The 24,106-nt window shown below is 66.1% G+C and carries 22 protein-coding genes and 1 pseudogene; 15 read left to right on the forward strand and 8 right to left on the reverse strand.

Translation table 11 applies throughout. The features are described 5' to 3' along the window. Window positions 1-74 precede the first annotated feature (74 nt). Complete coding sequence (locus FGF80_RS14740) at window positions 75-593, reverse strand: nicotinamide-nucleotide adenylyltransferase (RefSeq protein WP_006186390.1); 519 nt, start codon at window positions 591-593, stop codon at window positions 75-77. 294 nt (window positions 594-887) lie between these two features. On the opposite strand from FGF80_RS14740, the gene lonB reads away from it, so the two are divergent. From lonB to FGF80_RS14755, 3 genes and pseudogenes are all read left to right on the forward strand, one after another. Beyond that, complete coding sequence (gene lonB / locus FGF80_RS14745) at window positions 888-3,044, forward strand: ATP-dependent protease LonB (protein WP_006186391.1); 2,157 nt, start codon at window positions 888-890, stop codon at window positions 3,042-3,044. After that, on the forward strand, window positions 3,045-4,016 hold the full coding sequence (locus tag FGF80_RS14750; RefSeq protein ID WP_138654865.1) for a CPBP family intramembrane glutamic endopeptidase: 972 nt from the start codon (window positions 3,045-3,047) through the stop codon (window positions 4,014-4,016). Between the two features lie 56 nt (window positions 4,017-4,072). After that, window positions 4,073-4,225 (forward strand): annotated as a pseudogene (locus tag FGF80_RS14755) (IS6 family transposase); the annotation flags it as partial. 115 nt (window positions 4,226-4,340) lie between these two features. Here the strand turns inward: FGF80_RS14755 and FGF80_RS14760 are convergent. The 5 genes from FGF80_RS14760 to FGF80_RS14780 all read right to left on the reverse strand — a co-directional run bounded on the left by FGF80_RS14760 (window position 4,341) and on the right by FGF80_RS14780 (window position 9,532). Then, window positions 4,341-5,714, reverse strand: coding sequence for a carboxylate--amine ligase (locus FGF80_RS14760; protein ID WP_138654867.1), 1,374 nt, complete (start codon window positions 5,712-5,714; stop codon window positions 4,341-4,343). 90 nt (window positions 5,715-5,804) lie between these two features. Next, window positions 5,805-6,239 (reverse strand): nuclear transport factor 2 family protein, encoded by a 435-nt coding sequence (locus FGF80_RS14765; protein WP_006186394.1) that lies wholly within the window; start codon window positions 6,237-6,239, stop codon window positions 5,805-5,807. A gap of 208 nt (window positions 6,240-6,447) precedes the next feature. Beyond that, the gene (locus FGF80_RS14770; protein WP_006186395.1) at window positions 6,448-7,329 is read right to left on the reverse strand and encodes a coiled-coil protein; all 882 of its coding nucleotides are present in this window, start codon (window positions 7,327-7,329) and stop codon (window positions 6,448-6,450) included. 387 nt (window positions 7,330-7,716) lie between these two features. After that, window positions 7,717-8,799, reverse strand: coding sequence for a tubulin/FtsZ family protein (locus tag FGF80_RS14775; protein ID WP_138654869.1), 1,083 nt, complete (start codon window positions 8,797-8,799; stop codon window positions 7,717-7,719). An 88-nt stretch (window positions 8,800-8,887) separates the two neighbouring features. Next, the gene (locus FGF80_RS14780; protein ID WP_006186397.1) at window positions 8,888-9,532 is read right to left on the reverse strand and encodes a helix-turn-helix domain-containing protein; all 645 of its coding nucleotides are present in this window, start codon (window positions 9,530-9,532) and stop codon (window positions 8,888-8,890) included. An 87-nt stretch (window positions 9,533-9,619) separates the two neighbouring features. Between FGF80_RS14780 and hutU the strand changes: the two genes are divergently transcribed. The 8 genes from hutU (at window position 9,620) to FGF80_RS14820 (ending at window position 20,045) form a co-directional block, all read left to right on the forward strand. Next, window positions 9,620-11,350, forward strand: coding sequence for a urocanate hydratase (gene hutU / locus FGF80_RS14785; RefSeq protein ID WP_006186398.1), 1,731 nt, complete (start codon window positions 9,620-9,622; stop codon window positions 11,348-11,350). Continuing rightward, window positions 11,347-12,261, forward strand: a complete 915-nt coding sequence (hutG, locus tag FGF80_RS14790) for a formimidoylglutamase (RefSeq protein ID WP_138654871.1) — start codon at window positions 11,347-11,349, stop codon at window positions 12,259-12,261. Before hutU ends, hutG begins: the two co-directional genes overlap by 4 nt. Next, complete coding sequence (gene hutI, locus FGF80_RS14795) at window positions 12,258-13,475, forward strand: imidazolonepropionase (protein WP_138654873.1); 1,218 nt, start codon at window positions 12,258-12,260, stop codon at window positions 13,473-13,475. Before hutG ends, hutI begins: the two co-directional genes overlap by 4 nt. Beyond that, the gene (gene hutH / locus FGF80_RS14800; protein WP_006186401.1) at window positions 13,468-15,042 is read left to right on the forward strand and encodes a histidine ammonia-lyase; all 1,575 of its coding nucleotides are present in this window, start codon (window positions 13,468-13,470) and stop codon (window positions 15,040-15,042) included. Before hutI ends, hutH begins: the two co-directional genes overlap by 8 nt. 566 nt (window positions 15,043-15,608) lie before the next feature. Further along, window positions 15,609-17,084 carry an arginine/ornithine antiporter ArcD gene (gene arcD / locus FGF80_RS14805; protein WP_138654875.1) on the forward strand — a complete coding sequence of 492 codons (1,476 nt, stop codon included), beginning with the start codon at window positions 15,609-15,611 and terminating at the stop codon, window positions 17,082-17,084. Window positions 17,085-17,224: 140 nt separating this feature from the next. Beyond that, window positions 17,225-17,650: a DUF5791 family protein gene (locus FGF80_RS14810; RefSeq protein WP_138654877.1), complete on the forward strand. Its 426-nt coding sequence runs from the start codon at window positions 17,225-17,227 to the stop codon at window positions 17,648-17,650. A 163-nt stretch (window positions 17,651-17,813) separates the two neighbouring features. Then, complete coding sequence (locus FGF80_RS14815; protein WP_138654879.1) at window positions 17,814-18,704, forward strand: SDR family oxidoreductase; 891 nt, start codon at window positions 17,814-17,816, stop codon at window positions 18,702-18,704. Window positions 18,705-18,854: 150 nt separating this feature from the next. Next, complete coding sequence (locus FGF80_RS14820) at window positions 18,855-20,045, forward strand: DHH family phosphoesterase (protein WP_138654881.1); 1,191 nt, start codon at window positions 18,855-18,857, stop codon at window positions 20,043-20,045. A gap of 200 nt (window positions 20,046-20,245) precedes the next feature. Here the strand turns inward: FGF80_RS14820 and FGF80_RS19300 are convergent, their stop codons facing one another. Next, window positions 20,246-20,416, reverse strand: coding sequence for an HVO_0758 family zinc finger protein (locus FGF80_RS19300; RefSeq protein ID WP_006186405.1), 171 nt, complete (start codon window positions 20,414-20,416; stop codon window positions 20,246-20,248). A 160-nt stretch (window positions 20,417-20,576) separates the two neighbouring features. On the opposite strand from FGF80_RS19300, the gene FGF80_RS14825 reads away from it, so the two are divergent. The 3 genes from FGF80_RS14825 to FGF80_RS14835 are packed head-to-tail and all read left to right on the forward strand — an operon-like array spanning window position 20,577 to window position 22,812. Continuing rightward, window positions 20,577-21,719: a glycosyltransferase family protein gene (locus tag FGF80_RS14825; RefSeq protein WP_138654883.1), complete on the forward strand. Its 1,143-nt coding sequence runs from the start codon at window positions 20,577-20,579 to the stop codon at window positions 21,717-21,719. A gap of 26 nt (window positions 21,720-21,745) precedes the next feature. Further along, window positions 21,746-22,222, forward strand: a complete 477-nt coding sequence (locus FGF80_RS14830; RefSeq protein ID WP_006186407.1) for a DUF7109 family protein — start codon at window positions 21,746-21,748, stop codon at window positions 22,220-22,222. Continuing rightward, a complete protein-coding gene (locus tag FGF80_RS14835; protein ID WP_006186408.1) occupies window positions 22,219-22,812 on the forward strand; it encodes an NUDIX hydrolase in 594 nt (197 codons plus the stop codon). Before FGF80_RS14830 ends, FGF80_RS14835 begins: the two co-directional genes overlap by 4 nt. Before the next feature lie 13 nt (window positions 22,813-22,825). Here FGF80_RS14835 and FGF80_RS14840 read toward each other — a convergent pair whose 3' ends face one another. Next, window positions 22,826-23,296 (reverse strand): MGMT family protein, encoded by a 471-nt coding sequence (locus FGF80_RS14840; protein ID WP_138654885.1) that lies wholly within the window; start codon window positions 23,294-23,296, stop codon window positions 22,826-22,828. 188 nt (window positions 23,297-23,484) lie between these two features. On the opposite strand from FGF80_RS14840, the gene FGF80_RS14845 reads away from it, so the two are divergent. Then, window positions 23,485-24,102, forward strand: a complete 618-nt coding sequence (locus FGF80_RS14845) for a helix-turn-helix domain-containing protein (protein WP_138654887.1) — start codon at window positions 23,485-23,487, stop codon at window positions 24,100-24,102. Window positions 24,103-24,106: the final 4 nt, after the last annotated feature.

A 24,106-nucleotide genomic window follows, 5' to 3' on the forward strand; every position in this document is an offset into this window, starting at 1 on the left:
CGTACGGCGTGAGCACCCAAAGACAGCGGGGATTCGGCGGCGGTTGCTCGTCAGTCGTGTTCGATCCGCCCGGTTCAGTCCCCGTTCGAGTCCGAGTCGCTGACCATCTGAATGCGCTCGATCCCGTTCATCTCCTCGACGACATCGACGACCGCTTCGGGGACGAGCGACTCCCAGTCGCCGCCCGTGATCATCCGCTCGCGGACCTCCGATCCTTCGAGGACCTCGCGGTTGAACATCGGCGACTGGCGGATTTCGATGTCGGCCTCGTGGAAGAGTTGGATCACGAGTGGGTTGTTCGAGTAGGCGACATCGAAGTCGGGACTCATGCTCTGGACGTGGCTGACCCATACCGAGTTGCGTTCGAGGTCCTCGATCGGGACGGCGTAAGTGACGAGATCGAACTCGACGAGCGACTTCGTGATCATCATGATCCGTTCGCCCGCCGTAAACGGGTTCCGGACGGTATGCGAATCGTCGGCGCTTCCGATTCCGAGGACGAGTTCGTCGACGTCCTCGGCGATCTGCTCGACCATACTCCGATGGCCGTTGTGAAAGGGCTGAAAGCGACCGATGTAGAACCCCCGAGTCATGCCGGTCACTGCACGGGCGCGGCGCTTAAGGGTGGCGAGTTCACCTCGAGTCGAGCGATCGACATCCCGGTCGATCCGTGCCGACGTTCCGCCGTCCCTGACACTGCTCGACGGGGACTGATCAGACAACTATATATTCCTCCCCAGACGATACTGTATTAAACAAACCGCTCTCATCGGCTGCTTTCCGCTGTCGACCGCTGTTCCGCCCGGTATCACCGACTGACACCATCCTCCGCATGGAGAAAGTATATCAGTCGCAATCCCTTCGAACCAGGTACCGAACAGAGTTCTATGAGTAACGATACGAACGTTGACGACCCTCCCGAAGACGCTTCGGAGACTGTTTCCGACGGGACCGACCCCGTTGAGCAGCCCGAGCGTCAGGGAGACCGGTCGCCGCTCGAGGAGGACGGTGACCGTCGCAACGACGTCGACGATCCGATCGACGAGTTCGAGCCGTCGTCCGACGAGGACGACGACATCGAGACCGTCGAGGACCTCGGGAGTACCGTCGAGGTCGATCCAGGCGTCGAGGTCGACGAAGAGATCGCCGAGGACGATCTGCTGGGCGGTCTGAAGATCGATTCGACCGAGGACATCGAAGTCCCCGATCGGCTCGTCGATCAGGTCATCGGCCAGGACGAAGCGCGAGATATCATTATCAAGGCGGCGAAGCAGCGCCGGCACGTCATGATGATCGGTTCGCCGGGGACCGGCAAGTCGATGCTGGCGAAGGCGATGAGCCAACTGCTTCCGAAGGAGGATCTTCAGGACGTTTTAGTCTACCACAATCCCGACGACGGCAACGAACCGAAGGTTCGGACCGTTCCCGCCGGGAAGGGCGAACAGATCATCGACGCCCACAAGGAGGAGGCCCGCAAGCGCAACCAGATGCGCTCGATCCTGATGTGGATCATCATCGCCGTCGTTATCGGCTATGCGCTTCTGGTAGGCGGGCAGATATTGCTTGGCATCCTCGCAGCGGGGATCGTCTGGCTGATCTTCCGCTACACCTCCCGCGGGACCGATGCGATGGTGCCCAACATGATCGTCAACAACGGCGATCAGCGCGTCGCGCCCTTCGAGGACGCGACCGGTGCCCACGCCGGCGCACTGCTCGGTGACGTCCGCCACGACCCCTTCCAGTCCGGCGGCATGGAGACACCGAGCCACGACCGCGTCGAGCCGGGCGCGATCCACAAGTCCAACAAGGGCGTGCTGTTCGTCGACGAGATCAACACGCTCGACATCCGGACCCAGCAGAAACTGATGACGGCCATCCAGGAAGGCGAGTTCGCCATCACGGGCCAGTCCGAGCGCTCCTCGGGCGCGATGGTCCAGACCGAACCCGTCCCCTGTGACTTCATCATGGTCGCCGCCGGGAACCTCGACGCCATGGAGAACATGCACCCCGCGCTCCGCAACCGGATCAAGGGGTACGGGTACGAGGTCTACATGGACGACACCATCGAGGACACCCCCGAGATGCGGCGCAAGTACGCCCGCTTCATCGCCCAGGAGGTCGAACGCGACGGCCGCCTGCCCCACTTCACCGACGACGCCGTCGAGGAACTCATCCTCGAGGCGAAACGCCGCTCGGGCCGCAAGAACCACCTCACGCTGCTGTTCCGCAGCCTCGGTGGGCTGGTCCGCGTCGCGGGCGACATCGCCCGCGCTGAGGATCGCGAGTACACCACCCGTGACGACGTCTTGCAGGCGAAGAAACGCTCGCGCTCGATCGAACAACAGCTCGCCGACGACTACATCGAGCGCCGCAAGGACTACGAGCTGCAGGTCAACGAGGGCGGCGTCGAGGGCCGCGTCAACGGCCTCGCCGTCATGGGCGAAGACTCGGGCATCATGCTGCCGGTCATGGCCGAAATCGCCCCCGCACAGGGCGGCGGACAGGTCATCGCCACCGGCAAGCTTCAGGAGATGGCCGAGGAATCCGTCCAGAACGTCTCCGCGATCATCAAGAAGTTCTCCGACGTCGATCTCTCGGAGAAGGACATCCACATCCAGTTCGTCCAGGCCGGCCAACAGGGCGTCGACGGCGACTCCGCTTCCATCACGGTCGCGACCGCCGTCATCTCCGCGCTGGAGAACATTCCGGTCGACCAGTCGGTCGCGATGACCGGCTCGCTGTCGGTCCGCGGCGACGTGCTGCCGGTCGGCGGCGTCACCCACAAGATCGAAGCCGCCGCCAAGGCCGGCTGCACGAAGGTCATCATCCCCGAAGCGAACGAACAGGACGTGATGATCGAAGAGGAGTACGAGGACATGATCGAGATCATCCCCTGTGCGAACATCAGCGAGGTCTTGGACGTCGCCCTGATGGGCGAACCGAAGAAGGACTCGCTGGTCGACCGTCTCAAGTCGATCACCGGGACGGCGTTCGATCAGGGCACCGTCGGCTCCGCCGGCGGGTCGAACCCGAGCCCGCAGTAAATGCCGCAGTGGGCGACGTTCGTCGGCATAACCGGCGTCGTCCTCGCGCTCCTGCTCGTTTTATCACATCTGACACAGTCCGCGTTTACCGACGGCGATCCCGACTCGAGCGACGGCGAACCCCGGGCGAACGCGACGACCGCCGCCGAGACGGTCGACGGGACGGGCAACTCGCAGCCGCGAGATGCCGAGCAGGCGGCCGGTTCGGACGGGGGCGAGCAGCCGCCCGTCGCGAGGGACAACGAGTCGGCGCGAGACGATCGCTCCGCCGATGTCCCGTCCGACGTCGCGGGCGAGCCACGTGACGTGCCACTCGAGTCACACGGACGGCGACGGCCGGCCGACCGCGGCGTCGATCCGGACTCGCTGTCGACGGGGCTGGTCCTCGCGAACGTCGCCTTCTCACAGGGTCTGTTCGCGCTCGTGTTACTCGGTGCCGCGGTCTACACCGCCGTTCCGGCCGCGGCACTGGGGATCGAGTTGTCCATCGCATACCTCCGGTCGGGGCTACTCTGGGGGACGGCCGCCGGATGCGTCTTCTACGTCGCGAACGAACTCGCCGGGGCGGCGGCGACCCGCGTCGGATTCGACCACGACGAGGCCCTCCGAGAGCTGTTGTCTCCCGACTCGCTCGAGGGCTGGCTCGTCCTGTTGCTGGGCGTGCTCCCGATCATCGCCCTCTTCGAGGAGTTCCTCTTCCGGGCGGCGCTGATCGGCGTCCCCGCCGCCGGCTACGGACTCTCGCCGTGGCTGCTCGCGGTCGGGTCCTCGATCGCGTTCGCGCTCGGCCACGGCATGCAGGGCCCGGTCGGTGTCGTCGTCACCGGCCTCCTCGGGTTCGTCCTCGCGGCCGTCTTCATCGCCACCGGGAGTCTCCTGGTCGTCGTCGTCGCCCACTACCTGATCAACGCCCTCGAGTTCGTCGTCCACGAGGGGATCGGTCTCGAGTGGGCAGACCCCCTCGAAGGCTAAGGGTTGGTTCAAATACGAACCCTCATCGATAAGTGGTTTCAACTCGAATGATTGTCATATTCAGTGTCGAACGCGCTCGAGCCACCGTTCATAATTGGGTTCACAAGGCCGATCTACAGCCCGAATCTGGTCGGTGTCCGGATCACGTTGCGGTTGACGAGACGGTGATCCAACTGAATGCTGAGCAGTATTGGCTGTACGCCGCAGTCGTATACGCTCGAGCGGTGGCTCTCGGACTCGCCGTCGGAGTCGATTCACTCGGGATAACGTGCGAACGCAACCCCTCGTTCGCAGTCGCAATCGGATACTCGCGGGTCCGCTCCGTCAGCGCCGCCTCGAGTCGGACCGGGGCCCGCCATCGGTCTGTGCCGATCGCGTCGGATCGCCGTCCGCAGCCGATCCCGTCTCGGTCGGATCCGCGCCATCGCCGCCGATTTCCGTCTCCGTATCGGTCCCGACCTCGACATCCCGCTCGGTCTCGGGTCGCGGCTCCCCGTCGGAGCGGCTCTCGAGCCACGCCCGGACGAGATTCACGCCGTCCTGGAAGAACGGCACCGGGTCGTCGGCGACCGCGTAATCGAACCGAGGCTGGCGGACGAGCGACGTGGCGACCTCGCGTGCGGCCGCGGCGAGCGACGGGCGGTCGACGAGCGGGTACTCCTCGGTCGCCACGCTGTGAAGGTAGCTGAGTTCGCCACGCAGCAGATGGCCACCCAGCCCGACCTCGTACGTCGGCTCCGACCTGATCGGCTCGTCTATCGCCAACTGCCAGTAGTAGTAGGGGAAGTCGGCCCCCGCCCGAATCGAGAACGGCAGCGACGACCAGAACCGCGGGTTGATCTCCATGAGTTTGAACTCGCCGTCCGCAGGGTCGCGCAGGAACTCGACCATGGCGAGCCCGTGCCACTCGAGTTCGCTCAGGAGCGCGCGACCGGCGGTCTCGAGGGCCGGGATGTGGACCGATTCACGGTAGGCGCTGGGGCCGCCGCAGTACTTCCAGCCGCGACGCTGGCAGTGCTGGAAGGTCGCGACCGGGTCGCCGCGGTCGTAGAGCGCGAAGAAGCCGAACTCCCGCGAGTCGGCGATCCGCTCCTGGACGATCGGGGTATGGCCACGTTTCTCGACGACAGCTTGCTCGTCCGGCGGCTTCCCGGGCCGCTGGTACGCCGTCGAACCGATCTCCGCGTCCTCGAACCGCGCCCCGAGATACGTCGGCGACGCCACGGTGTAGCGCGGTTTCACGATCGTCTCACGGCTCCAGTCGGTCCACTGATCGAGGAGGTCGGTCTCGGGCGTGCCGACGCCGGCCGCCTCGGCGGCTGCGAAGAGTTCGACGCGGTCCTGTACTCGTCGCAGCGTCTCGAAGTCGGGCCACAGCGTCGCGATTTCGTCGGCGAACGCCGCCTTGCGCTTTGCGAGCACGTAGACGTCTTCCTCACGGACCGGAACGATCGTCCGAACGGCCGGGCGTTCGGCAAGCGAGAGCAGCGCATCCCCGTACGCGGCGAGTTCGGTTTCCGGGTCCGGCAGCGTGACGAACTCGTCGCGGTAGGCCGAGCTGGCCGCTGGCGTCGACCGTGACTCCGAGCCCACGATGGTCCGGATACCCCGCGGGTGCAGTGAGCGGAGACAGGCAACGGTGCTCGGTGCATCGATCCCGGGCACGAGCACGCTCGCGTCGTCCCTGTGACGTTGCATAACCGGTAGCTGGGGGGCTTATTGCATTGTTATAGATCGAATAATTCGGGGCGTCGGTCGTCGTTCCGGATTCGATCGGGAGACGCGGCGTTAGGCGTCGAATACGCTCCGCTCGAGCGCGGGGTCGCTGTAGGCCGTCCACCGACGAATCCGTCCGTCTCGAACGGCGAACGCGTGAGCGAACGGGACATCGAAGGGGCGGCCGTCGATCGTTCCGACGTAGGCACCCGTTACGATCGTCCGCTCGCCGGCGTCGACGAACCGCTCGGGGAGCGCCTGGAGGTGCGCGGCCCGTTGTCCCGTCGCCAGCACCACGTTCTCGAGGACCGCGTCGATCCCCGTCTCCGTTCGCCCGGCGCGGTCGCCAGTCGTCGCATCGGTCCAGACGATGTCGGCCTCGAGTATCGGTGCCAGCTCGTCCGCTCCGCCCCGACCCGTGACGACACGGTTGAACGTGGCGTAAAACGCCGTGAGCCGTTCCCGTGTGGACCTCCGCTCGGCCGCTCGCCGTTCGGTCGCTGTCATGAGTGCGGTGGTAGCAAAAACGCGATCGGACAACAGAGCGCGATCCGAGTGCACGCGGTGAGAACGTCACGAAGTCCGGCACGTCGATTCGGCGATCAGCGGGGGTCCGCCGGCCGCGTTTCGGGGTGCCGGCAGAGAGCAGTCGCTGTTCGGGCGCTTGAAATCCCCGAAGACTCGGGGGAGAGAAATCGCGGTAGACGGAATCGACTTAGAGCAGTCCCGTCTTCTGGAGTTTCATCAGGTCCTCGGTGTCGAGGGTTTCGCCTTCCTTGAACTTCTGATAGATTTCCTCGGCCTCCTCCTTGGCCTCCTCTTTCTTCTTGTCGCGTTCGGACTTGCGCTCCTCTTCTTCCTGCTTGTCGAGTTCGCGCAGGCGCTTCTGGACGCGGACGAAGTCCTCGTGGTGGCGGTCGGCGGCCTCCTGGGCCTCGACGAACTTCTCGTGCATCTCGTCGGCCTCGTCACGGATGTCGTCGGCTTCCCGATAGGCCTCGATCATCTGGTTGTGATGTTCCTGGGCCTTGTCCGCCAGTTCCGTGACCTTCTGGTGGTGCTGGGAGGCTTCCGATCGCACTTCCTCGGCTTCATCGACGAGTTCTTCGAGATCCTCGTTCTGATCGAGTTTCTGCTTGCGCTCCTCGTACTCCTCGCGTTTGCTCTCGATCTTCTCGATGAGTTCCTTCTCGTCCTCGCTCGAGAGGACCTCGGTCTGTTGTTTGAACTCGAGTTCCTCGATCTCCTCTTCGAGTTCCTCGAGGTCCTTGCCCTCGTCGAGCTCCATGTCCGACTTGAGCTGTTCGACCTTGTCGAACAGCTCGTTGGCTTCGGCGTTGAGCTCGTTGCGGCTCTCCTTGTGTTCCTGGACCTGCTCGTTGAGCTCGTCGCGTTTCTCGCGGTGCTCCTGGGCTTCGTCGACCTTCTCGCGAGTCTTCGCGTTGAGGTCGTCGCGCTTGGAGGCCCGGTCGGAGGCCATCTGGTTCAGCTCGTTTCGCCGGTCCCGCAGTTGACCGGCCATTTTGATGAGCTGTCCTTTCGATTTGTTTTCTAGGTCGTCCTCTGTCAGTTCGATGTTCTTCGATTCGTCTACCATGTTAGTCAAACCTCTGTGCCATACCCGCACCGGAGAACCCGTCGACGGCTACTCGAGTCGGTCGCCGACGGCTCGGCGGGTGACTCGAGTAGCCGTTCGACCGTTCGAAGCGACTGCTCACGATCTGCGAAACCTCGGTGAATAAGATTTCCTGTCATCGATCGTCGAGCGATACGCGCCCCGGTGGCGTTCTGGTGACTGGTACTACTGGACCCTATAGTTTAAATGTACCGGTCACGACACCCCTGAAAACCGTTAGCAGGGACCTCCTTCCACCGTGTTGTGTCATGCCACGGCTGCTGTCGGCAGTATAAACCTGGGCCGACTCGACCGCTCGGCAACGGCACCGTTCGTGATCGCGAGCGAACCGGTGACGGCGACCCGACGCTAAAAGAGGTTCTCGAGACGATCGTCGGCGAACTCCTCGGCGTGGTCCGTCGCTTCCGCCTCCTGGGCGTCTTTCGCCTCGCGGGCGCGGTCCATGAACGCCTCGATCCGGTCGGAGCGCTCCGCGCCGCCGAGCAAGACGAGCGCGCCGAGTCGGTCGCTGTCCATGGGGAAGTCACCGCCACGGACCTGCATGCTTCCGGTTTCGTCCTCGAGCCAGCGGCGGGCGCGTTCGACGCCCTTGCGCGGGATCGCATCGGGCTGGCCGGCAATGACGAGCAGCGCCGAGTCGGCCGTCGTCGCATCCGGCAGGCTGGTTCCGGTCAACAGCGCCTGTCGAGCGACGCTCATCGTGTTCGTGATGTTCTCGCCGCTGTCCTCGCTTGCGACCTCGGTCGCGTAGCCGAGCGCCGCGACCCCACCCGCGCGAAGGGTGTTGATTACTTCGCTCGAGTCGACGACGCTCTCGCCGACGCCGTTGACGGCCTCGCCGGCGGCAAAGAGCAGGCCGACACGTTTGGCGATCCGTTCGTTGATCGTCTCGAAGGCGCTCTCGATGCTCTCGCCCTGTTCGTGCCAGGCGTCGTTATCGATCAACAGCGTCGAGTCGGCCTCCCGGAGGAGCGTCTTCAGGGAGCGACCGGCGTTGGCCTGATAGAGCGCGCCCTCGTTCCGTCCCGGAAGGATGCCGAGCGCGTAGACCGGGATGTCGTAGATCTGCTGGAGGTGATGGACGAGGACCGGCGCGCCGCCGCTCCCGGTGCCGCCGCCGAGGCCGGCGACGACGAAGACGGCTTCGGCCGTCGACGTGACGCGCCCGTCGAGACCGTCCAGTACTTGCTGGATGTCCGATTGCATCACTTCGGTCCCGAGTTCGTTGTCGGCACCGACGCCGTGCCCGTTCACGCGGTCGGCACCGATCAACTGCGTCTCGACGAACTGCAGCGACTCGAGGTCGGCTTCCGCCGAGTTGACGGCCAGCGCTCCCTGGATGGCTTCGAAACCCATGTCCGCGTCGAACCTGGCGAGTCGTTCAGTGACGTTGCCGCCAGCCTGGCCGACTCCGATCAGGGCTACTTTCATGTACGTCCCATATGATGGCGGTCTGTTGAAAGTTCCGGTCGGGTAATGAGTTCGGCAGCGGTGAACGGACCCGACCGCTCGGACTCATCTAGAGATACGCGGCGAACGCGTCCGCGATCTTTTCCTCGGCGCGTCTGAGGTGATGGTCGACGGTCCGACGGCTGAGATCCAGCGCGTCCGCGATGTCGGCCGTCGTCGTCCCGCGCGGGATTTCGTAGTATCCCCACTCGTAGGCGGCCAGGAACACCTCGCGCTGGCGGTCGGAGAGCGTCGGCAGAAAGGAGTCGACCGAAAGGACCGGCGTCTCGGATCGAACGGTTTGCAGTTCTTTTTTCGACTCGACGGTCACGGTCGAGTCGGCCGCGATGTCGCTGTAGAAGGCGGTCAGGTTCGATGCGGTGAGCGCGAGGACGCGAACGACCTTTGCCCCGCTCTCGTACCGTAACGGCGGCAAGAGTAGACAATCGTTGGCGGCAAGCGGCGCTTCGATATAGTCGTCACCGTACTGTTTCAGACACGACTCCGTGACGATCGTCCGATCGCTGCCGTTTTCGATCCGCTGTCGAACCCCGACCTCCGCGGCCACCTGAGCCTCCACGTCGGCTTGCTGGTCCCCGGTCACGTGGAGCAGGTCACAGTGATCGTTACACCACAACTCGATGCTCGTCTCGTTGTTCGCCGTCGAACTCGAGTACGGATCGTCGCTCTCGATCCGAAATACCGCCTTGTACATAGGGCACGTTCGCCCGGTTTCCTTAAAAAATATTGGCCAAAGGGAGAGTGACAGGATTTCACGTTCGCTAGCGTGAGAGCTAGACGCATGACACGAGACGATTCCGGTCACGAAATCGGCGAGCCGTCGTCGGACTGGCGCGAATACCAGGGGTCTCCGACGGGGACCGACATCGAGTGTGAGGGGTGGCGACAGGAGGCCGCTCTGCGATTGCTCAACAACAACCTCGACCCCGAGGTCGCAGAAGAGCCGGAGGACCTCGTCGTCTACGGCGGGACCGGCCGCGCCGCGCGGAGTTGGGACGCGTACGACGCGATCCTCGACGAACTCCGGGACCTCGACGACGACGAAACGTTGCTCGTCCAGTCGGGGAAACCCGTCGGGCGCTTTCGAACGCACGACCGTGCGCCGCGCGTGTTGATCGCGAACTCGAACCTCGTCGGGAACTGGGACGACTGGGAGCACTTCCACGAACTCGAGTCGAAGGGGCTCATCATGTACGGGCAGATGACCGCGGGTTCGTGGGCCTACATCGGCACGCAGGGGATCATCCAGGGGACCTTCGAGACGCTGGCCGAGGTCGCACGCCAGCACTTCCCCGACCGCGAGGGACTCCGCGGGACCATCACCGCCACCGCCGGCCTCGGCGGGATGGGCGGTGCACAGCCACTCGCCGTGACGATGAACCACGGCGTCTGTATCGCAGCCGAAGTCGACGAGCGGCGCATCGACCGGCGACTCGAGACGGACTACTGCATGGAGAAGACCGACGACATCGACGAGGCGATCGAACTGGCCCGCGACGCCGCGGCGGCCGGCGAACCGCGCTCGATCGCGCTCCATATGAACGCGGCGGAGATGTTCGACGGGTTCCTCGAGCGGGGGTTCGTCCCGGAGATCGTCACCGATCAGACGAGTGCCCACGACGAACTCGAGGGGTATTATCCGAGCGGCTACACCGTCGACGAGGCCGATGCGCTCCGCGAGTCCGATCCCGAACGGTACGTCGCCGAGAGCCTCGACACGATGGAGCGCCACGTCGAGGGGATTCTGGCGATGCAGGACCGAGGCGCGGTGGCGTTCGAGTACGGGAACAACATCCGCGGTCAGGTCGAAACACATCGCGGGCTCGACACCGCATTCGACTTCCCGGGGTTCGTGCCGGCATACGTTCGGCCGTTGTTCTGCCGCGGCAAGGGACCGTTCCGCTGGGTCGCCCTTTCCGGGGACGAGTCGGACATCCATCGGACCGACGAGGCCGTCAAGGAGCTGTTCCCGGACAAGGAGCAACTCCATCGCTGGATCGATCTCGCGCAGGAACAGGTCTCGTTCCAGGGGCTTCCCAGCCGCGTCTGCTGGCTGGGGTATCAGGCCGACGACGGGCTGACCGAACGCGCACGGTTCGCGTTACACATCAACGACCTCGTCGCAGACGGCGAGATTTCGGCCCCGGTCGTCGTCACGCGCGACCACCTCGACGCGGGCAGCGTCGCCAGTCCGAACCGGGAAACCGAGGCCATGCGCGACGGCTCGGACGCCGTCGCCGACTGGCCGGTGCTCAACGCCTTGCTCAACTGCGCTGCCGGTGCGGACATCGTCAGCGTCCACGACGGCGGCGGCGTCGGGATCGGGAACTCTTTACACACCAACAATCACGTCGTCCTCGACGGGTCGGACCTCGCTGCACGGAAGGCCCGGCGCGTGTTTACCACCGACCCCGGGATGGGTGTCATCCGCCACGCCGACGCCGGCTACGACGAAGCGCTCGAGGAGGCCGCGGATTCGAACGTCCACGTCCCGATGCAGGAGGACGAATGAGTTCGTTCATCGACCCACCGACGTGGTCAGGGACATCGTCGGACCCCGTCGACGAGCAGTTCGGCGACGTCGTTACCGCGACGACGCTCGAGGAGGCGGACTCGTTCGATGCCGTCCTCGTCGGCGAGCCGTACGACGGTGCGGTCATCTCCCGAACCGGGGCGGCTGCGGGTCCCCGTGCGCTCAGGGAATCGCTCTCAGGGGTCAAGACCCACCATTTCGGGAGTGGCCCCATTCGGAGCGTCGCCGACCTCGGGGACATGCCGATTCCCGACGGCTCCGTCGCCGATGTCCAGCGGGCGGTCCGCGAGCGCGCGGCGGCGGTACACGAACGCGAAGCTTTGCCGGTGTTCCTCGGCGGTGACAACTCGCTGACCTACCCGAACGTCGCCCCGCTTCTCGAAGACGCCAGCGTCGGCGTCGTCAACATCGACGCCCACCTCGACGTCCGCGAGACAGGGGACGGCCCGACCAGCGGGACGCCCTATCGCCAGTTACACGAGGCCGGGCTGGACGGCTACGCGTGTCTCGGTGCGCGCCATTTCGAGACGAGTACGGCCTACCACGAGTTCGTCCGCGAGCGCGGCGGCGCGGTCGTCACCGCGACGGAGGCGGCAACCGATCCCGCCGACGCTGTCGATCGAGCGTTATCGGCACTCGAGGGCGTCGACCGGCTCTACTGTAGCGTCGACATCGACGTTCTCGACGCACCCTACTGCGGTGTCAGCGCCCCGACGCCCGGCGGGTTGTTGCCGCGGGAGCTATTCGATCTCGTCAGTCGCATCGCGGCCGACGACCGTCTCGCCGGCTTCGAGGTCGTCGAATGCGCGCCGCCGCTCGACGAGGGCGGGCGAACCGTTGACGCCGCGTCGCGGACCGTCGCACACGCTCTCGCGGGGTGGGCAGCATGACCGATCTCGTCGTGTACAACGCCGCCGAGCTCGCGACGCCGACCGAAAACGACCCCCTCGAGACGACGGCGAACGGGGCCGTCGCGATCGACGATGGCATCGTGGTCGCAACGGGATCGACAGACGAAGTCACCCGTGCGTATCCGCCGGAAAACGCAGCGAATAGCATCGATGCGACCGGGCAGACGATACTGCCGGGGTTCGTCGATCCACACACGCACGCCGTCTTCGGCGGGACCCGTGCCGACGAGTTCACTGCGAAGCTCGAGGGCGCGTCGTATCAGGAGCTCCTCGAGGACGGCGGTGGCATTCTACGGACGGTTCGGTCGACGCGCGAGGCGTCCCGCGAGCAACTCGTCGAGACCCTCGTGGCACAGCTCGATGTCATGCTCGCCCACGGAACGACGACGGCCGAAGTGAAATCCGGTTACGGGCTCGACGTCGAGACCGAACTGAAACTGCTCGAGGCGATCGCGATCGCGGACGAGCGACACCCGATCGACGTGGTCCCGACGTTCATGGGGGCCCACGCCGTTCCTGAAGGGATGGCGGCCGACGACTACGTGGATCGGGTCGTCGAAGACCAACTGCCGGCGGTCGCGGACGCCGGCCTCGCCGAGTTCTGTGACGTCTTCTGTGAAGCGGGCGTCTTCTCGGTCGCACAGTCCCGCCGCGTCCTTGAGGCCGGACAGGGGGCGGGACTGTCGGCGAAGATCCACGCCGAAGAGTTCGAGCGACTCGGCGGCTCCCAACTAGCTGCCTCTCTGGACGCGACGAGCGCCGATCACCTGTTGCAGGCGACCGACGACGATATCGAGGCGTTGGGTGACGCAGGCGTCACACCCGTCCTGCTCCCGGGGACGGCGTTCTCGCTCGGAGCCGAGTACGCGGACGCGGCTGCCTTCGAGGCGGCCGATGTACCGGTGGCGATTGCAACGGATTTCAACCCGAACTGCTACTCACAGAGCATGGAGTTCGCTATCGACCTCGCGTGCAATGGGATGCGAATGGGACCGGCCGCGGCGATCCGCAGTGCGACCAGCACCGCCGCCGCTGCCATCGATCGCACGGACGGAACGGGGACGCTGTGTGAGGGCGCGCCGGGCGATCTGGTCGTCGCGAACGTCGCCGACCACCAGCATCTCCCGTACAATTTCGGTGTCTCGACTGTCCAAACCGTCGTGAAAGATGGCGAGGTGGTCCACCGTGAGTGATCGATCGGTCGTCGTTGACGGAACGTCGCTGACACCCGCAGATGTCGAACGCGTCGCCCGCGAGGGAGCCACCGTCTCGGTTCCCGAATCGGCGCGGCAACGAGTCCGCGCGTCCCGCGAGCGGATCGTCGACATTGTCGACTCCGGACAGGCAGTCTACGGCGTCAACACCGGGTTCGGCGAACTCGTACAGGAACGAATTCCGGACGACGAGATCGAAGCCCTCCAGCACAACCTCGTTCGAAGTCACGCCGCGGGCACCGGGCGCGACCTCGAGCGACCGGAGATTCGGGCGATGCTCGTGACGCGCCTCAACGCGCTCGTCGCGGGGTACAGCGGCGTCCGCGAATGCGTCGTGGATCTCCTCGTCGGCATGCTCAACAACGGCGTTCACCCCGTGGTAAAGGCCAAAGGCAGTCTGGGTGCGAGCGGCGATCTCGCGCCCCTCGCACACCTCGCACTCGTCGTCATCGGGGAGGGCGAAGCACTCGTCGACGGCGACCGCCTCGCCGGCGACGAGGCACTGGCCCGCGTCGGCCTCGAGCCGCTCGATCTCCGGCCGAAGGAAGGGTTGGCACTGATCAACGGGACGCAGCTAACCGTCGCGATCGGCGCGCTCGTCGTCCGCGATGCCGAGCGGGCGATGCGGATGGCGGACGTCGCCGGGGCGATGACGACGGAGGCGACGATGAGCACCACGGCGAGCGCCCACGCCAGCATCCAGCGCGTTCGCCCGCATCAAGGGCAGGCCACAAGCGCGGCGAACATCCGCCGGCTGACGCGCGACTCCGAAATCGTCGAATCGCACCGGAACTGCGACCGGGTCCAGGACGCCTACTCGATCCGGTGTCTCCCGCAAGTTCACGGGGCCGTCCGCGACGCGATTCGCCACCTTCGGTCGGCCATCGAGACGGAACTCAACAGTGCGACGGACAACCCGCTCGTCTTCCCCGCCGACGAGGCCGACGAGCGAGCGAGCGGCACGGATCGGGCGGCGGTGCTGTCCGGTGGGAACTTCCACGGCCAGCCGCTTGCGTTGCGGCTGGATTACGTGACGAGCGCCCTCGCGAACCTGGCGTCGATCGCGGAACGGCGGGTCGATCGACTGCTCAATCCGAACGTCCAGGAGCCGCACTTACCGCCGTTCCTGACCACCGACAGCGGCCTCGAGTCGGGCTACATGATCGCCCAGTATACGGCCGCGGACCTCGTCAGCACGATCCAGACGCAGGGACGCCCGTCGACGGACAGCGTCCCGGTGAGCGGCAACCAGGAGGATCACGTGAGTATGAGCGCCCAGAGCGCTCACGTCGCCAGCGACGCCGTCGATCGGACGATACGTGTGGTCGGCATCGAACTGGCCTGTGCCGCCCAAGCGCTCGACTTCATCGACGACCGCGTTCCCGGCGTCGGGACGCGGGCCGCCCACCGAACCATCCGCGACCACGTCCCGCACCTCGAGACGGATCGTCCCATCCACCGCGACATCGAGACGATGGCGGACCTGATCCGTTCCGACGAGTTGCTCGCGGCCATCGAACGGAACCTCGACGACGGCGTGGCGTGAGATCAGCGGCGCTCCCGTCGGACGCTCCCATCGGACGCCGTCCCGGCCCATCGCGCGTTTCGACGCTTGTTTTTTCCTGGTTTGGAGCGCGATCGCGAGTGCGGTGACGCGGTTCGGACGCTTTTGTGTGCCGACTGCAACGCCACTCGCAGTGCTCTCGTATGCCGACAGTATGTCGACACGGACTGTCACGTAGCGCGACAGCGAGCGCGGAACGGAAACCGATATACAACCGGACCGGATTCGTCGGGACGAACGCGCCGCACTGACAGTCGGCATATAAACAGTTGACCGTATGGAAACCAGTACTACTTGGAGTGAACCACGAGTGTTGTTTACATGGTAGCGAGGATCATCCACCCGACGCGCGCCCAGCATCGAACCGAGACACCGAGACGACGGACACCCCGGCTTGGGGCGGGACTGTCCACGGGACGGCCCGACCGCGTGGACGCCGTTTCCGACGCGGGAGGCACTGACGACACCGATCGACCGGTTGCACGTCGGCAGCGGGTCCCGTCGTGGGCTCGACTCGGTCGCGACCGGATCGGGCTCGAGGTGACCCGATGGTAGCGCTCGAGCCGCAGCTGTTCGAGGATATCGATCCCGAGAAACGGCCGTCGTTGCTTGCGGCGCTCGTGCCCGTCGTGGCGATGCTCGGATTCCTCAGCGTCGGGATCGTCCTGCTCGAGCTTGACCCGCAGTTCCCGCTCTTTTGGGGGATCGCGTTTACCGGGCTGTTCGCCCGATACCACCTCGGCCTGTCGTGGAACGACCTGTACGACGGGATCACGGATAGCCTCCTCATGGGGATGCAGGTCATCCTCATCATGTTCGTCGTCTACGCGCTTATCGCCACGTGGATTCAGGCGGGAACGATTCCGGGGCTGATGTACTACGGGCTCGAACTGCTCACGCCGGCGATCTTCCTGCCGATGACCGCGATCCTGGCGGCGATCGTCACGTTCGCCGTCGGCTCGTCGTGGACGACCGCGGGGACGCTCGGCGTCGCGTTCATCGGTATCGGAGCCGGGCTCGGCATTCCGATGCCGATGACGGCCGGTGCCATTCTGACCGGCGCATACACCGGGGACAAGCAGTCCCCGCTCTCGGACACGACGAACCTCGCGGCTGCCGTGACGAGCACCGACCTCTACGATCACATCAACGCGATGCGGTTCGGGACGCTCATCGCGTTCAGCCTCTCCGTCGCGCTCTATGCCATCCTCGGCCTCCGTGCCTCCGGGACGATTCCCGCCGGACGGGTCGCGGAGATTCAGGGTGCCATCCAGGGGACGTACGTCGTGACACCGCTCGTCTTCGTGCCGCTGGTGCTGACGTTCGGACTGGCCATCTACGGCCTCCCGGCGCTGCCGGCGCTCGGCGTCGGCGTGTTCGCCGGCGTTCTCACTTCCGTCGGCATTCAGGGGACCGGGTTCGCCGCGGCGTGGACCGTCGCACAGTCCGGAACGGCTCCCGAGACCGGGATGGAACTGGTAAGCGGACTGCTCCAGAGCGACGGCCTGCTCGGCGGTGCGTGGATCGTCACCATCGCGATCGCCGCGCTCTCGCTCGGGGGGATACTCGAGCGCGCCGGCGTGCTGGCGGTTCTCGCACACCACCTCGGCCGCCTGAGTCGCGGCGAGGCGAGTCTCACTGGCGTCACCATCGTCTCCGCGATTTCGATGAACGTCCTCGCGGCCGAACAGTACATCAGCATCGTCGTCCCCGGGATGTCCCTTCGAAACCTCTACCGCGAACAGGGGCTGAAGATGGAGAACCTCTCGCGTGCCGTCGAAGCGTCGGGCACGACGACCGCGGTCCTCATCCCGTGGTCGAGCGGCGGCCTGTTCATGGCCGGAACGCTGGGCGTCCCGACGCTGTCGTACGCGCCGTACTACTTCTTCGGCTTCCTGTCGCCGCTCGTGCTCCTCCTGATGGGCGTGACCGGCTGGCAAATGACATCCGAAACTCGAGCGGAGCCCCGTGAGGCCGCATCGACGACCGACGGAACGGCGGCCGTCACGGGCGGCGAAGAGTAACGACGGCTGCGGGGTCGCATCGGCCCGCCGACCGACCGCCATCCGTCATCGATATCGGAGCGCCGGCCGCTCGGTTACGGCGGCACAGACCCAACGGGAATGTCACAATATCTTTCTACGCCATTCCCGTCCCTTCGCATATGTTCTACGAACAGCGGATGACCGTTCCTGACTCGCCCGCCGACCTCCGGGCCGAGTACGAGGCCGATTTCGCAGCGATCGTCGATGAGCGCGGCCCCGAGGCCATCACCGACGACACCGACCTCGAGCGGGAGACGCTCGAGGCGATAGCCGCGGGCGACTCCCCCGCGTTGACCCTCGAACAGGCCGCCCGGGTTCAGTCGCTCGAGGAGGGTGCGCCCGACCCGGAGACGATCGTGACGATGGCGCTGGAACACCTGCTATTGGGCATGTCGACGGCGGTCCTCGACGTCGACGCGGTCGAGAGTCACCTCGAGATCGACCTGGATGCAAAGGAAATCCACCAGAAGATCGAAGGGCGAGCACCCATGTCGTTCGGGGAGTTCGTCCACATCCAGTACGTGATCGCGGACGGCGCGCCCTGACTTCGGAGCGACGGGTCGTCCCGCCGGCTCACCCGCGTCGGCTGGTCGGCGGTGCCGAACCCGCCCACCGCCCAGCCGCCGATTCGGGCGGCGATCACCACTGAACGGGAGAGAGCATCGTCTCGAGCGGGGGCATTATATAGATTCGGCCACGAGTCGGGCTATGAAGGTTGCAATTCTCGGCTGCGGGTACGTCGGCATCGAGCTCGGCCGACAGCTCGCCTCGCGAGGCCACGAGCCGATCGGCGTTCGACGGTCCGAAGAGGGGGTCGAACGGATCGCTGCCGCCGGCTTCGAGGGGATGCGGGCGGATATTACCGATCGGGGGGCGCTCGCGGCGGTTCCGGACGTCGACGCGCTCGTCTTCGCCGCGAGTAGCGGCGGACGGGGTGCCGAGGCCGCCCGGGACGTGTACGTCGACGGGCTACGGACGGCGATCGAAGCGTTCGGGGAACGCGAGAACGCACCCGACAGGCTCGTGTACACCTCCTCGACCGGTGTCCACGGCGACCACGACGGCGACTGGGTCGACGAGGAGACGCCGCTCGAGCCCACCACGGAAAAGACCGCGGTGCTCGTCGACGCCGAGCGACTCGCGCTCGATCTGCCTCCCGAGTACGGCATCGACGGGACCGTGGCGCGCTATGCCGGGCTGTACGGCCCCGGCCGGTACCGGCTCGAGCGCTACCTCGACGGACCCGTCACCGAGGGGTATCTGAACATGGTCCACCGGGACGACGCCGCGGGTGCGGTTCGCCACCTGCTCGAGGAGGCTCTCGCTCGCGGCGAGGTCGTTCAGGTGGTCGACGACGAGCCGGCCTCGAAGTGGGCGTTCGCGGACTGGCTGGCCGACGCGTGTGACGTCGAGCGTCCGCCGAAGCGGACGAAAGCCGACCGGCTCGCGGACGACGACCTCTCCGAGGCGGGCCGTCGACGAATCCTGACGAGCAAGCGCTGTTCGAACGAGAAGCTCCGGGCGCTGGACTACGAGTTCGACTTCCCCACGTACCGAGAAGGGTACCGCGACGCGATCGAGACCTATCGGAAGGGCTGATCGGTCCGGCGTACACCCGATCCAAAGCGTTCGAGCGGCGTGTGCACCGTTTCGATGGCTCGAGGCCCGACTGGTTCGACGGCTGATGAGTGTCGCTGCGACCCGTGGAATCGGGGGAAATTTCTTGGTGGTTCGATTTGATCACCCGATATGAGCTCTCGGAGCGTCCCGACCGACGGTCCCGTCGTCGGGGCGACCCCGCTCGTCACCGAGTCGGTTGCCGACTCGATCCGGTCCCTCGAGCCGCTCGTTCTCTCGCTTCTGGTGCTCGCCGTCGTCGGCCTCGTCCTCGGTGGGTGGTGGGCGGTTCGTTGGTTCCGTCGTCCGCCGGGTGCACGCCTTCGGCGCATGCTCGCCGCACACGACGCGGTGACGGTGTTGATGCATCCGAATCCCGATCCGGACGCGATGTCGTGTGCGATGGGCGTCGCGCGGATCGCTGACTCGGTCGATACCGACGCGACGCTGCAGTACTCCGGCGAGATCCGCCATCAGGAAAACCGCGCGTTCCGGACCGTCCTCGATCTGGACCTCGAGTCGATCGAGGCGAGTTCCCAACTCGCCACCGACCCGGTCGTCCTGGTCGATCACAACACGCCGCGGGGCTTTACTGGAGCCCAGACCGTCGAGCCGATCGCAGTCGTCGACCACCATCCCGGCAACGGAGCCGGGACGCAGTTTACCGACGTCCGGACCGACTACGGCGCGGCGTCGACGATCATCGTCGAGTACTTGACGGATATCGGCGCGTCGATGGCCGACGAGGACGGCTCGGGCGACGTTCAGGTATCGCCGGAGCTCGCGACAGGGCTGCTCTACGGCATTCAATCCGACACGAACCACCTGACCAACGGTTGCTCCCGGGTCGAGTTCGACGCCTGCGCCGCGCTGTTCTCGGGGATCGACGAGGACCTGCTCGACCGGATCGCCAATCCGCAGGTCAGCGACGACGTCTTACAGGTCAAGGCGACGGCGATCACCGAGAAGCGAATCGAGGGCCCCTTCGCGGTCTGCGATGTCGGCGAGATCGGTAACGTCGACGCAGTTCCCCAGGCCGCGGACGAACTCATGCACCTCGAGGGCGTCACGGCCGTCGTCGTCTACGGCGAACACGACGGGACGATCCACCTCTCCGGCCGGTCCCGCGACGACCGGGTCCACATGGGTGAGACGCTGCGCCACGCCATCAACGACATTCCGATGGCCAGCGCCGGCGGCCACGCCCGGATGGGTGGCGGTCAGCTCTCGGTCGACCACATGAACGGAATCGGACCCTCCGACGGGATCAGCCGTACCGAGTTCGAGGAGCGACTCTTCTCCGCGATGGCGGGCGAGCGCTAGCCGGCCGCGCCGAGCAGCGATAGGAGAGACTGAACCGAGTTACACACTGGTTGCAACGCTGTCGTGCGAGCGGGTGTCCGATACCGTTCCGTTGCTGTCGCGCACGGGATCTCGTCGTCGGAACGCCGTCGCGGCTACTGATCGCACGCCGTTCTCGCCCGGTCTTCGAGGGGGCGCGCAAGCAACGGCCGTGCTCCCGCCTAGCGGATCTCCTTCCACTCCGCGCCGCAGTCCGGACAGATACGAACCGTCTTGATCTCGTCCGGGTCGTTTTCGGTCTTTAGCGGCTTCTTGCACTCGCCACAGACGAGCCGATCGTACGTATCCTTCTCGAGGTCGCCGGCGCGAAGCGCCTTCCGGACTGAGTTCATGTTCGCCCTGTAGGCAGGAGGGGAAGAAAAAGACCGGTGCTTTAGCCGGTCTCGACTCGGCTCCGCGTTCGGTGGCATTCCGTCCCTCGACCCGGTCCCGCCGACGGTTTATCTGGCCGCATCCGTGGCCGTTTTACCGGTCCGCTCGAAGACCCCACCGATGGAGTACGTCCAGGAGCGGATCGCTACGCTCCACGAGTTCGACGGCGAGGACGTGGGGATGGGTGGCGACCTCGCTCGCGAGGCCGCCGCTGCGGTCGCCGAGACGGCCGTCGTCGTCCCGATGACCGGCCGCGAGTACGAGAGCCCCGCCGCCGAGCGCGTCCTCGCGGAACTCGAGCGCCTCGAGCCGGCACCCGCGGCGGTTTTCGTCCCCGTCAGGGCCGACGCCGACCGAATCGGACCGTTTCGAGACTGGCTCGGTTCGTTCGCCCTGCCGACCCGGGTCCTGTGGTGTAACGCGCCGACCGTCGATGCCGTGCTCGCCGATGCCGGGTTGGACGGCGGGCTCGGAAAGGGACGGGACGTCTGGCTCGCCCTCGGTCCCGCCGCGGACGTCGCCGACGCGGTCGTCGTCCACGACGCCGACGCGCGCAGCTACGAGGCCGCACACGTCCAGCGCCTGCTCGCACCGCTGACGATGGACTTCGACTTTGCAAAGGGATACTACGCGCGCGTCGAAGGTGACCGGCTCTATGGGCGGCTCTGCCGACTGTTCTACGAGCCGTTGCTTCGAGCCCTGGCCGACGCCCGCGACGCGCCGATCGTCGACTACCTCGGCGCGTTCCGGTACGCGCTCGCCGGCGAGTTCGCCGCGAGTGCCCACCTCGCCCGGCGGCTTCGCGCACCGCGTGCGTGGGGACTCGAGGTCGGCACGCTCGGCGATGCCTACGAGATCGCCGGCTTCGACGGCTCCGCACAGGTCGACCTCGGTCGCCACGAACACGACCACCGCGCGGTCACCGGCGACACCGGACTCGAGGGGATGAGCCGGGAAGTGGCGGCCACCCTCCTGGGGGTGGTAGAAGAGCACGGCGTCGACCCCGCGTACGAGACCCTCCCCGAGCGATACCGGGCCGCCGGTGACGAGTTGATCGACCAGTACCGCGCCGACGCGGCGTTCAACGGTCTGGCGTACGACCCCGCGGACGAGCGGGAGCAGGTGTCGCGCTATGCCGACTCGATCGCACCGCCGGGGCCGGACACGCGCCTGCCGCGGTGGACCGACGCCCCGTTCGAGCCGGCCGACGTGCTCGCGGCCGCCCGCCCCTGGCGGGAGCACCGCGTTGGCTCGCAAGACTAATCCCGCCATCGGCCGTTGGGCAGCGTATGGACGCGACCGCCGACGAACTGGCCGGCGTGGTCGACCTCTTCGGCGGGTTGACCCGCGCGGAACTCGAGCGGGCGCTCGCCGAGGCCGCCTACCGGGCCGACGGACGGACCGTCGAAGACGCGGCCCTCGCGGCGGCCATCGACGAGGCAGTCGAGTCGTTCGCGCTCGTTCGGTACGCACCCGACGCGGACGGCGAGGCGCTGCTGGTCGCCGGCCCGACGGCGTTTCCGACGGTGCCGGAGCACGCGGAAGACGTCCCACATATCCTCGATATCGAGCCGCGAGCCCCCGATCGCGAGGCGCTAGGGGAGACGGCCCGCGAGCGCGTGCTCGAGGTCGCCGACGAGGCCGTCGCCGCGGGCGAGACGGAACGGATCAAGACCATGATCGACGTGAGCTACGACATCGAAGCGTGGGCACCGGTCGATCTCACGGACGAACGACGGCGGCTGGAGGACGCGCTCGAGGAATGACCGACCGGAGACTGGTGCTCGATCCGGTCGCGAGCTACGAGCCGACCGAGATCGGCGATCAGGAGTACGACGCGGCCGTTCTCGCGCCGATCGTCGACCGCGACGGCGAGGACGCCCTGCTCTTTACCCGGCGAGCCGACCACCTCGGCGAGCACCCCGGACAGATGAGTTTTCCCGGCGGCGGCGCGGAGCCCGAAGACGAGACGATCCTCGAGACGGCGCTCCGAGAGGCCAACGAGGAGATCGGCCTCGAGCGACGCGAAGCCGAAGTGGTCGGGCAACTCGACGATATCCGGACCGTCACCGAGTACGCCGTGACGCCGTTCGTCGCCCACGTCCCCGACCGGGAGTACGTCCGCGACGAAAGCGAAGTCGCCGAGATCGTCGTCCTCCCGCTGTCGGGACTGCTCGATCCGGACAACTACGAGTACGAGCGCCGCTCCCATCCCTACTACGGCGACATCGTCATCCACTACTTCCGTGTGAACGGCTACACCGTCTGGGGTGCGACCGGCCGGATTCTGGTCCAGCTGCTCGAGCTGGCGACCGCGTTCGAAGCGCCGGAAACGGTCGACCGGTCGGGGTTTTGAGAACGACCGCCCGCTACAGTCCCTCGAGCGATCGCAGCTTCTGTTCGACGTCCGGCGGCGCGGCGCTTGGGCCGTCACGCACGCGGTGATCCGGGAGTAAAAGCGGCGCGGGGTTCTCGGCGAGCGCGGTCCGGACGAGGATGATGTCGTCCTCGGCCTCGTGATCGAGCCCGGACGTCATCCGGGCGAGCGTCTCGACGGAGATCTGGTCGCCGTAGGGAATCCCCTGGACCCCTTCGAGGACCGCCCGCCGGTCTGTCGGCATGGTCATCGCGACCTGCACGTCCTCGAAGGTGATCTCCTCGAGACCATCGAGATATTCGAAGATCCGATCGAGAACGGGGTGGTCGTCCTCGGCGTCGTCGGCTGGACGGTCCGGAAACGAAACGCTCAGCACCCGTCCGCTGGCGACACCGAGCTGGATGTACCGGTCGAGATACGGCGATTCCCGCGCGTAGATTCCAGCGTCCGTAACGTCCTCCATGGGTGTCCGTAGCCCGTCGGGACTTGAATAGCCGCCGGTCCGGCGTCGCCCGCACGTCGACTCAGCATACGACGCCGTCGCGCTCGCAGGAGGGGGCGTCGCGGCGTGACGACGGGGACGCTTCCGATGGTTCTTGGCGTCTGAGAACTCCGAGCGGACTCTTGTCCCCGATGTTCCGAACACTAGTTATGAACGCAAAGGAAGACGGGACGACCGTTGGGACACCGGGTGACGAACGGGAGATCCGTGCCGAAATCCGACTCGATCTCACCGGAACGGACTGCATTCTCGAGGGGACTCAGGAGGAGCCGATGGTCCGGCATCAGATCATGAACGACACGTGCTACGTCCTGTCGGATACTGGGACGAAGGCGACGGGGGTCACGCAGACGGAAACCACCGTCGACAACTCCTGTCCGTGTGCGGTCTTTCGTCGCCATCAGTGTGTCCCACTGTTCGGAGCGGTCGAGGACGGCACGACGGTGGTGACGACGTATCTGCCGGACCGCGACACGTTACAGCAGTTGATCGAGGAGTTACGCGATGTCGTCGGCCACGTCTCGTTGCGGCGACTCACGACGTCCGACACGGACGAAGTGACCGACGTTCGAACCGTCGATCTCGCGCTGCTGACCGAGCGCGAAGAGGAGACCCTGACGCGGGCGATCGAAGCCGGCTACTACGACGATCCGCGGGGGATCGAGTTCGAGGCGCTGGCGTCCCGACTCGGGATTTCGAAGTCGGCGCTCTCACAGCGACTCAGCGCTGCCGAATCGAAACTGTTGCTCGACCTTCTCGAAGGGTAGCGGG

It is taken from the genome of Natrinema pallidum (genome assembly GCF_005890195.1).
In the GTDB taxonomy this organism is placed as follows: Archaea; Halobacteriota; Halobacteria; order Halobacteriales; family Natrialbaceae; genus Natrinema; species Natrinema pallidum.

Coding starts and splice junctions, on each gene's coding strand:
- lonB (WP_006186391.1), top strand. CDS start 888: ATGAGTAACGATACGAACGTTGACGACCCTCCCGAAGACGCTTCGGAG.
- FGF80_RS19300 (WP_006186405.1), bottom strand. CDS start 20,416: ATGAACTCAGTCCGGAAGGCGCTTCGCGCCGGCGACCTCGAGAAGGAT.
- FGF80_RS14830 (WP_006186407.1), top strand. CDS start 21,746: ATGGACGCGACCGCCGACGAACTGGCCGGCGTGGTCGACCTCTTCGGC.
- hutU (WP_006186398.1), top strand. CDS start 9,620: ATGACACGAGACGATTCCGGTCACGAAATCGGCGAGCCGTCGTCGGAC.
- hutG (WP_138654871.1), top strand. CDS start 11,347: ATGAGTTCGTTCATCGACCCACCGACGTGGTCAGGGACATCGTCGGAC.
- FGF80_RS14750 (WP_138654865.1), top strand. CDS start 3,045: ATGCCGCAGTGGGCGACGTTCGTCGGCATAACCGGCGTCGTCCTCGCG.
- FGF80_RS14810 (WP_138654877.1), top strand. CDS start 17,225: ATGTTCTACGAACAGCGGATGACCGTTCCTGACTCGCCCGCCGACCTC.
- FGF80_RS14765 (WP_006186394.1), bottom strand. CDS start 6,239: ATGACAGCGACCGAACGGCGAGCGGCCGAGCGGAGGTCCACACGGGAA.
- FGF80_RS14740 (WP_006186390.1), bottom strand. CDS start 593: ATGACTCGGGGGTTCTACATCGGTCGCTTTCAGCCCTTTCACAACGGC.
- FGF80_RS14780 (WP_006186397.1), bottom strand. CDS start 9,532: ATGTACAAGGCGGTATTTCGGATCGAGAGCGACGATCCGTACTCGAGT.
- FGF80_RS14815 (WP_138654879.1), top strand. CDS start 17,814: ATGAAGGTTGCAATTCTCGGCTGCGGGTACGTCGGCATCGAGCTCGGC.
- FGF80_RS14840 (WP_138654885.1), bottom strand. CDS start 23,296: ATGGAGGACGTTACGGACGCTGGAATCTACGCGCGGGAATCGCCGTAT.
- FGF80_RS14835 (WP_006186408.1), top strand. CDS start 22,219: ATGACCGACCGGAGACTGGTGCTCGATCCGGTCGCGAGCTACGAGCCG.
- FGF80_RS14845 (WP_138654887.1), top strand. CDS start 23,485: ATGAACGCAAAGGAAGACGGGACGACCGTTGGGACACCGGGTGACGAA.
- FGF80_RS14825 (WP_138654883.1), top strand. CDS start 20,577: ATGGAGTACGTCCAGGAGCGGATCGCTACGCTCCACGAGTTCGACGGC.
- FGF80_RS14820 (WP_138654881.1), top strand. CDS start 18,855: ATGAGCTCTCGGAGCGTCCCGACCGACGGTCCCGTCGTCGGGGCGACC.
- FGF80_RS14760 (WP_138654867.1), bottom strand. CDS start 5,714: ATGCAACGTCACAGGGACGACGCGAGCGTGCTCGTGCCCGGGATCGAT.
- FGF80_RS14775 (WP_138654869.1), bottom strand. CDS start 8,799: ATGAAAGTAGCCCTGATCGGAGTCGGCCAGGCTGGCGGCAACGTCACT.
- hutI (WP_138654873.1), top strand. CDS start 12,258: ATGACCGATCTCGTCGTGTACAACGCCGCCGAGCTCGCGACGCCGACC.
- arcD (WP_138654875.1), top strand. CDS start 15,609: ATGGTAGCGCTCGAGCCGCAGCTGTTCGAGGATATCGATCCCGAGAAA.
- FGF80_RS14770 (WP_006186395.1), bottom strand. CDS start 7,329: ATGGTAGACGAATCGAAGAACATCGAACTGACAGAGGACGACCTAGAA.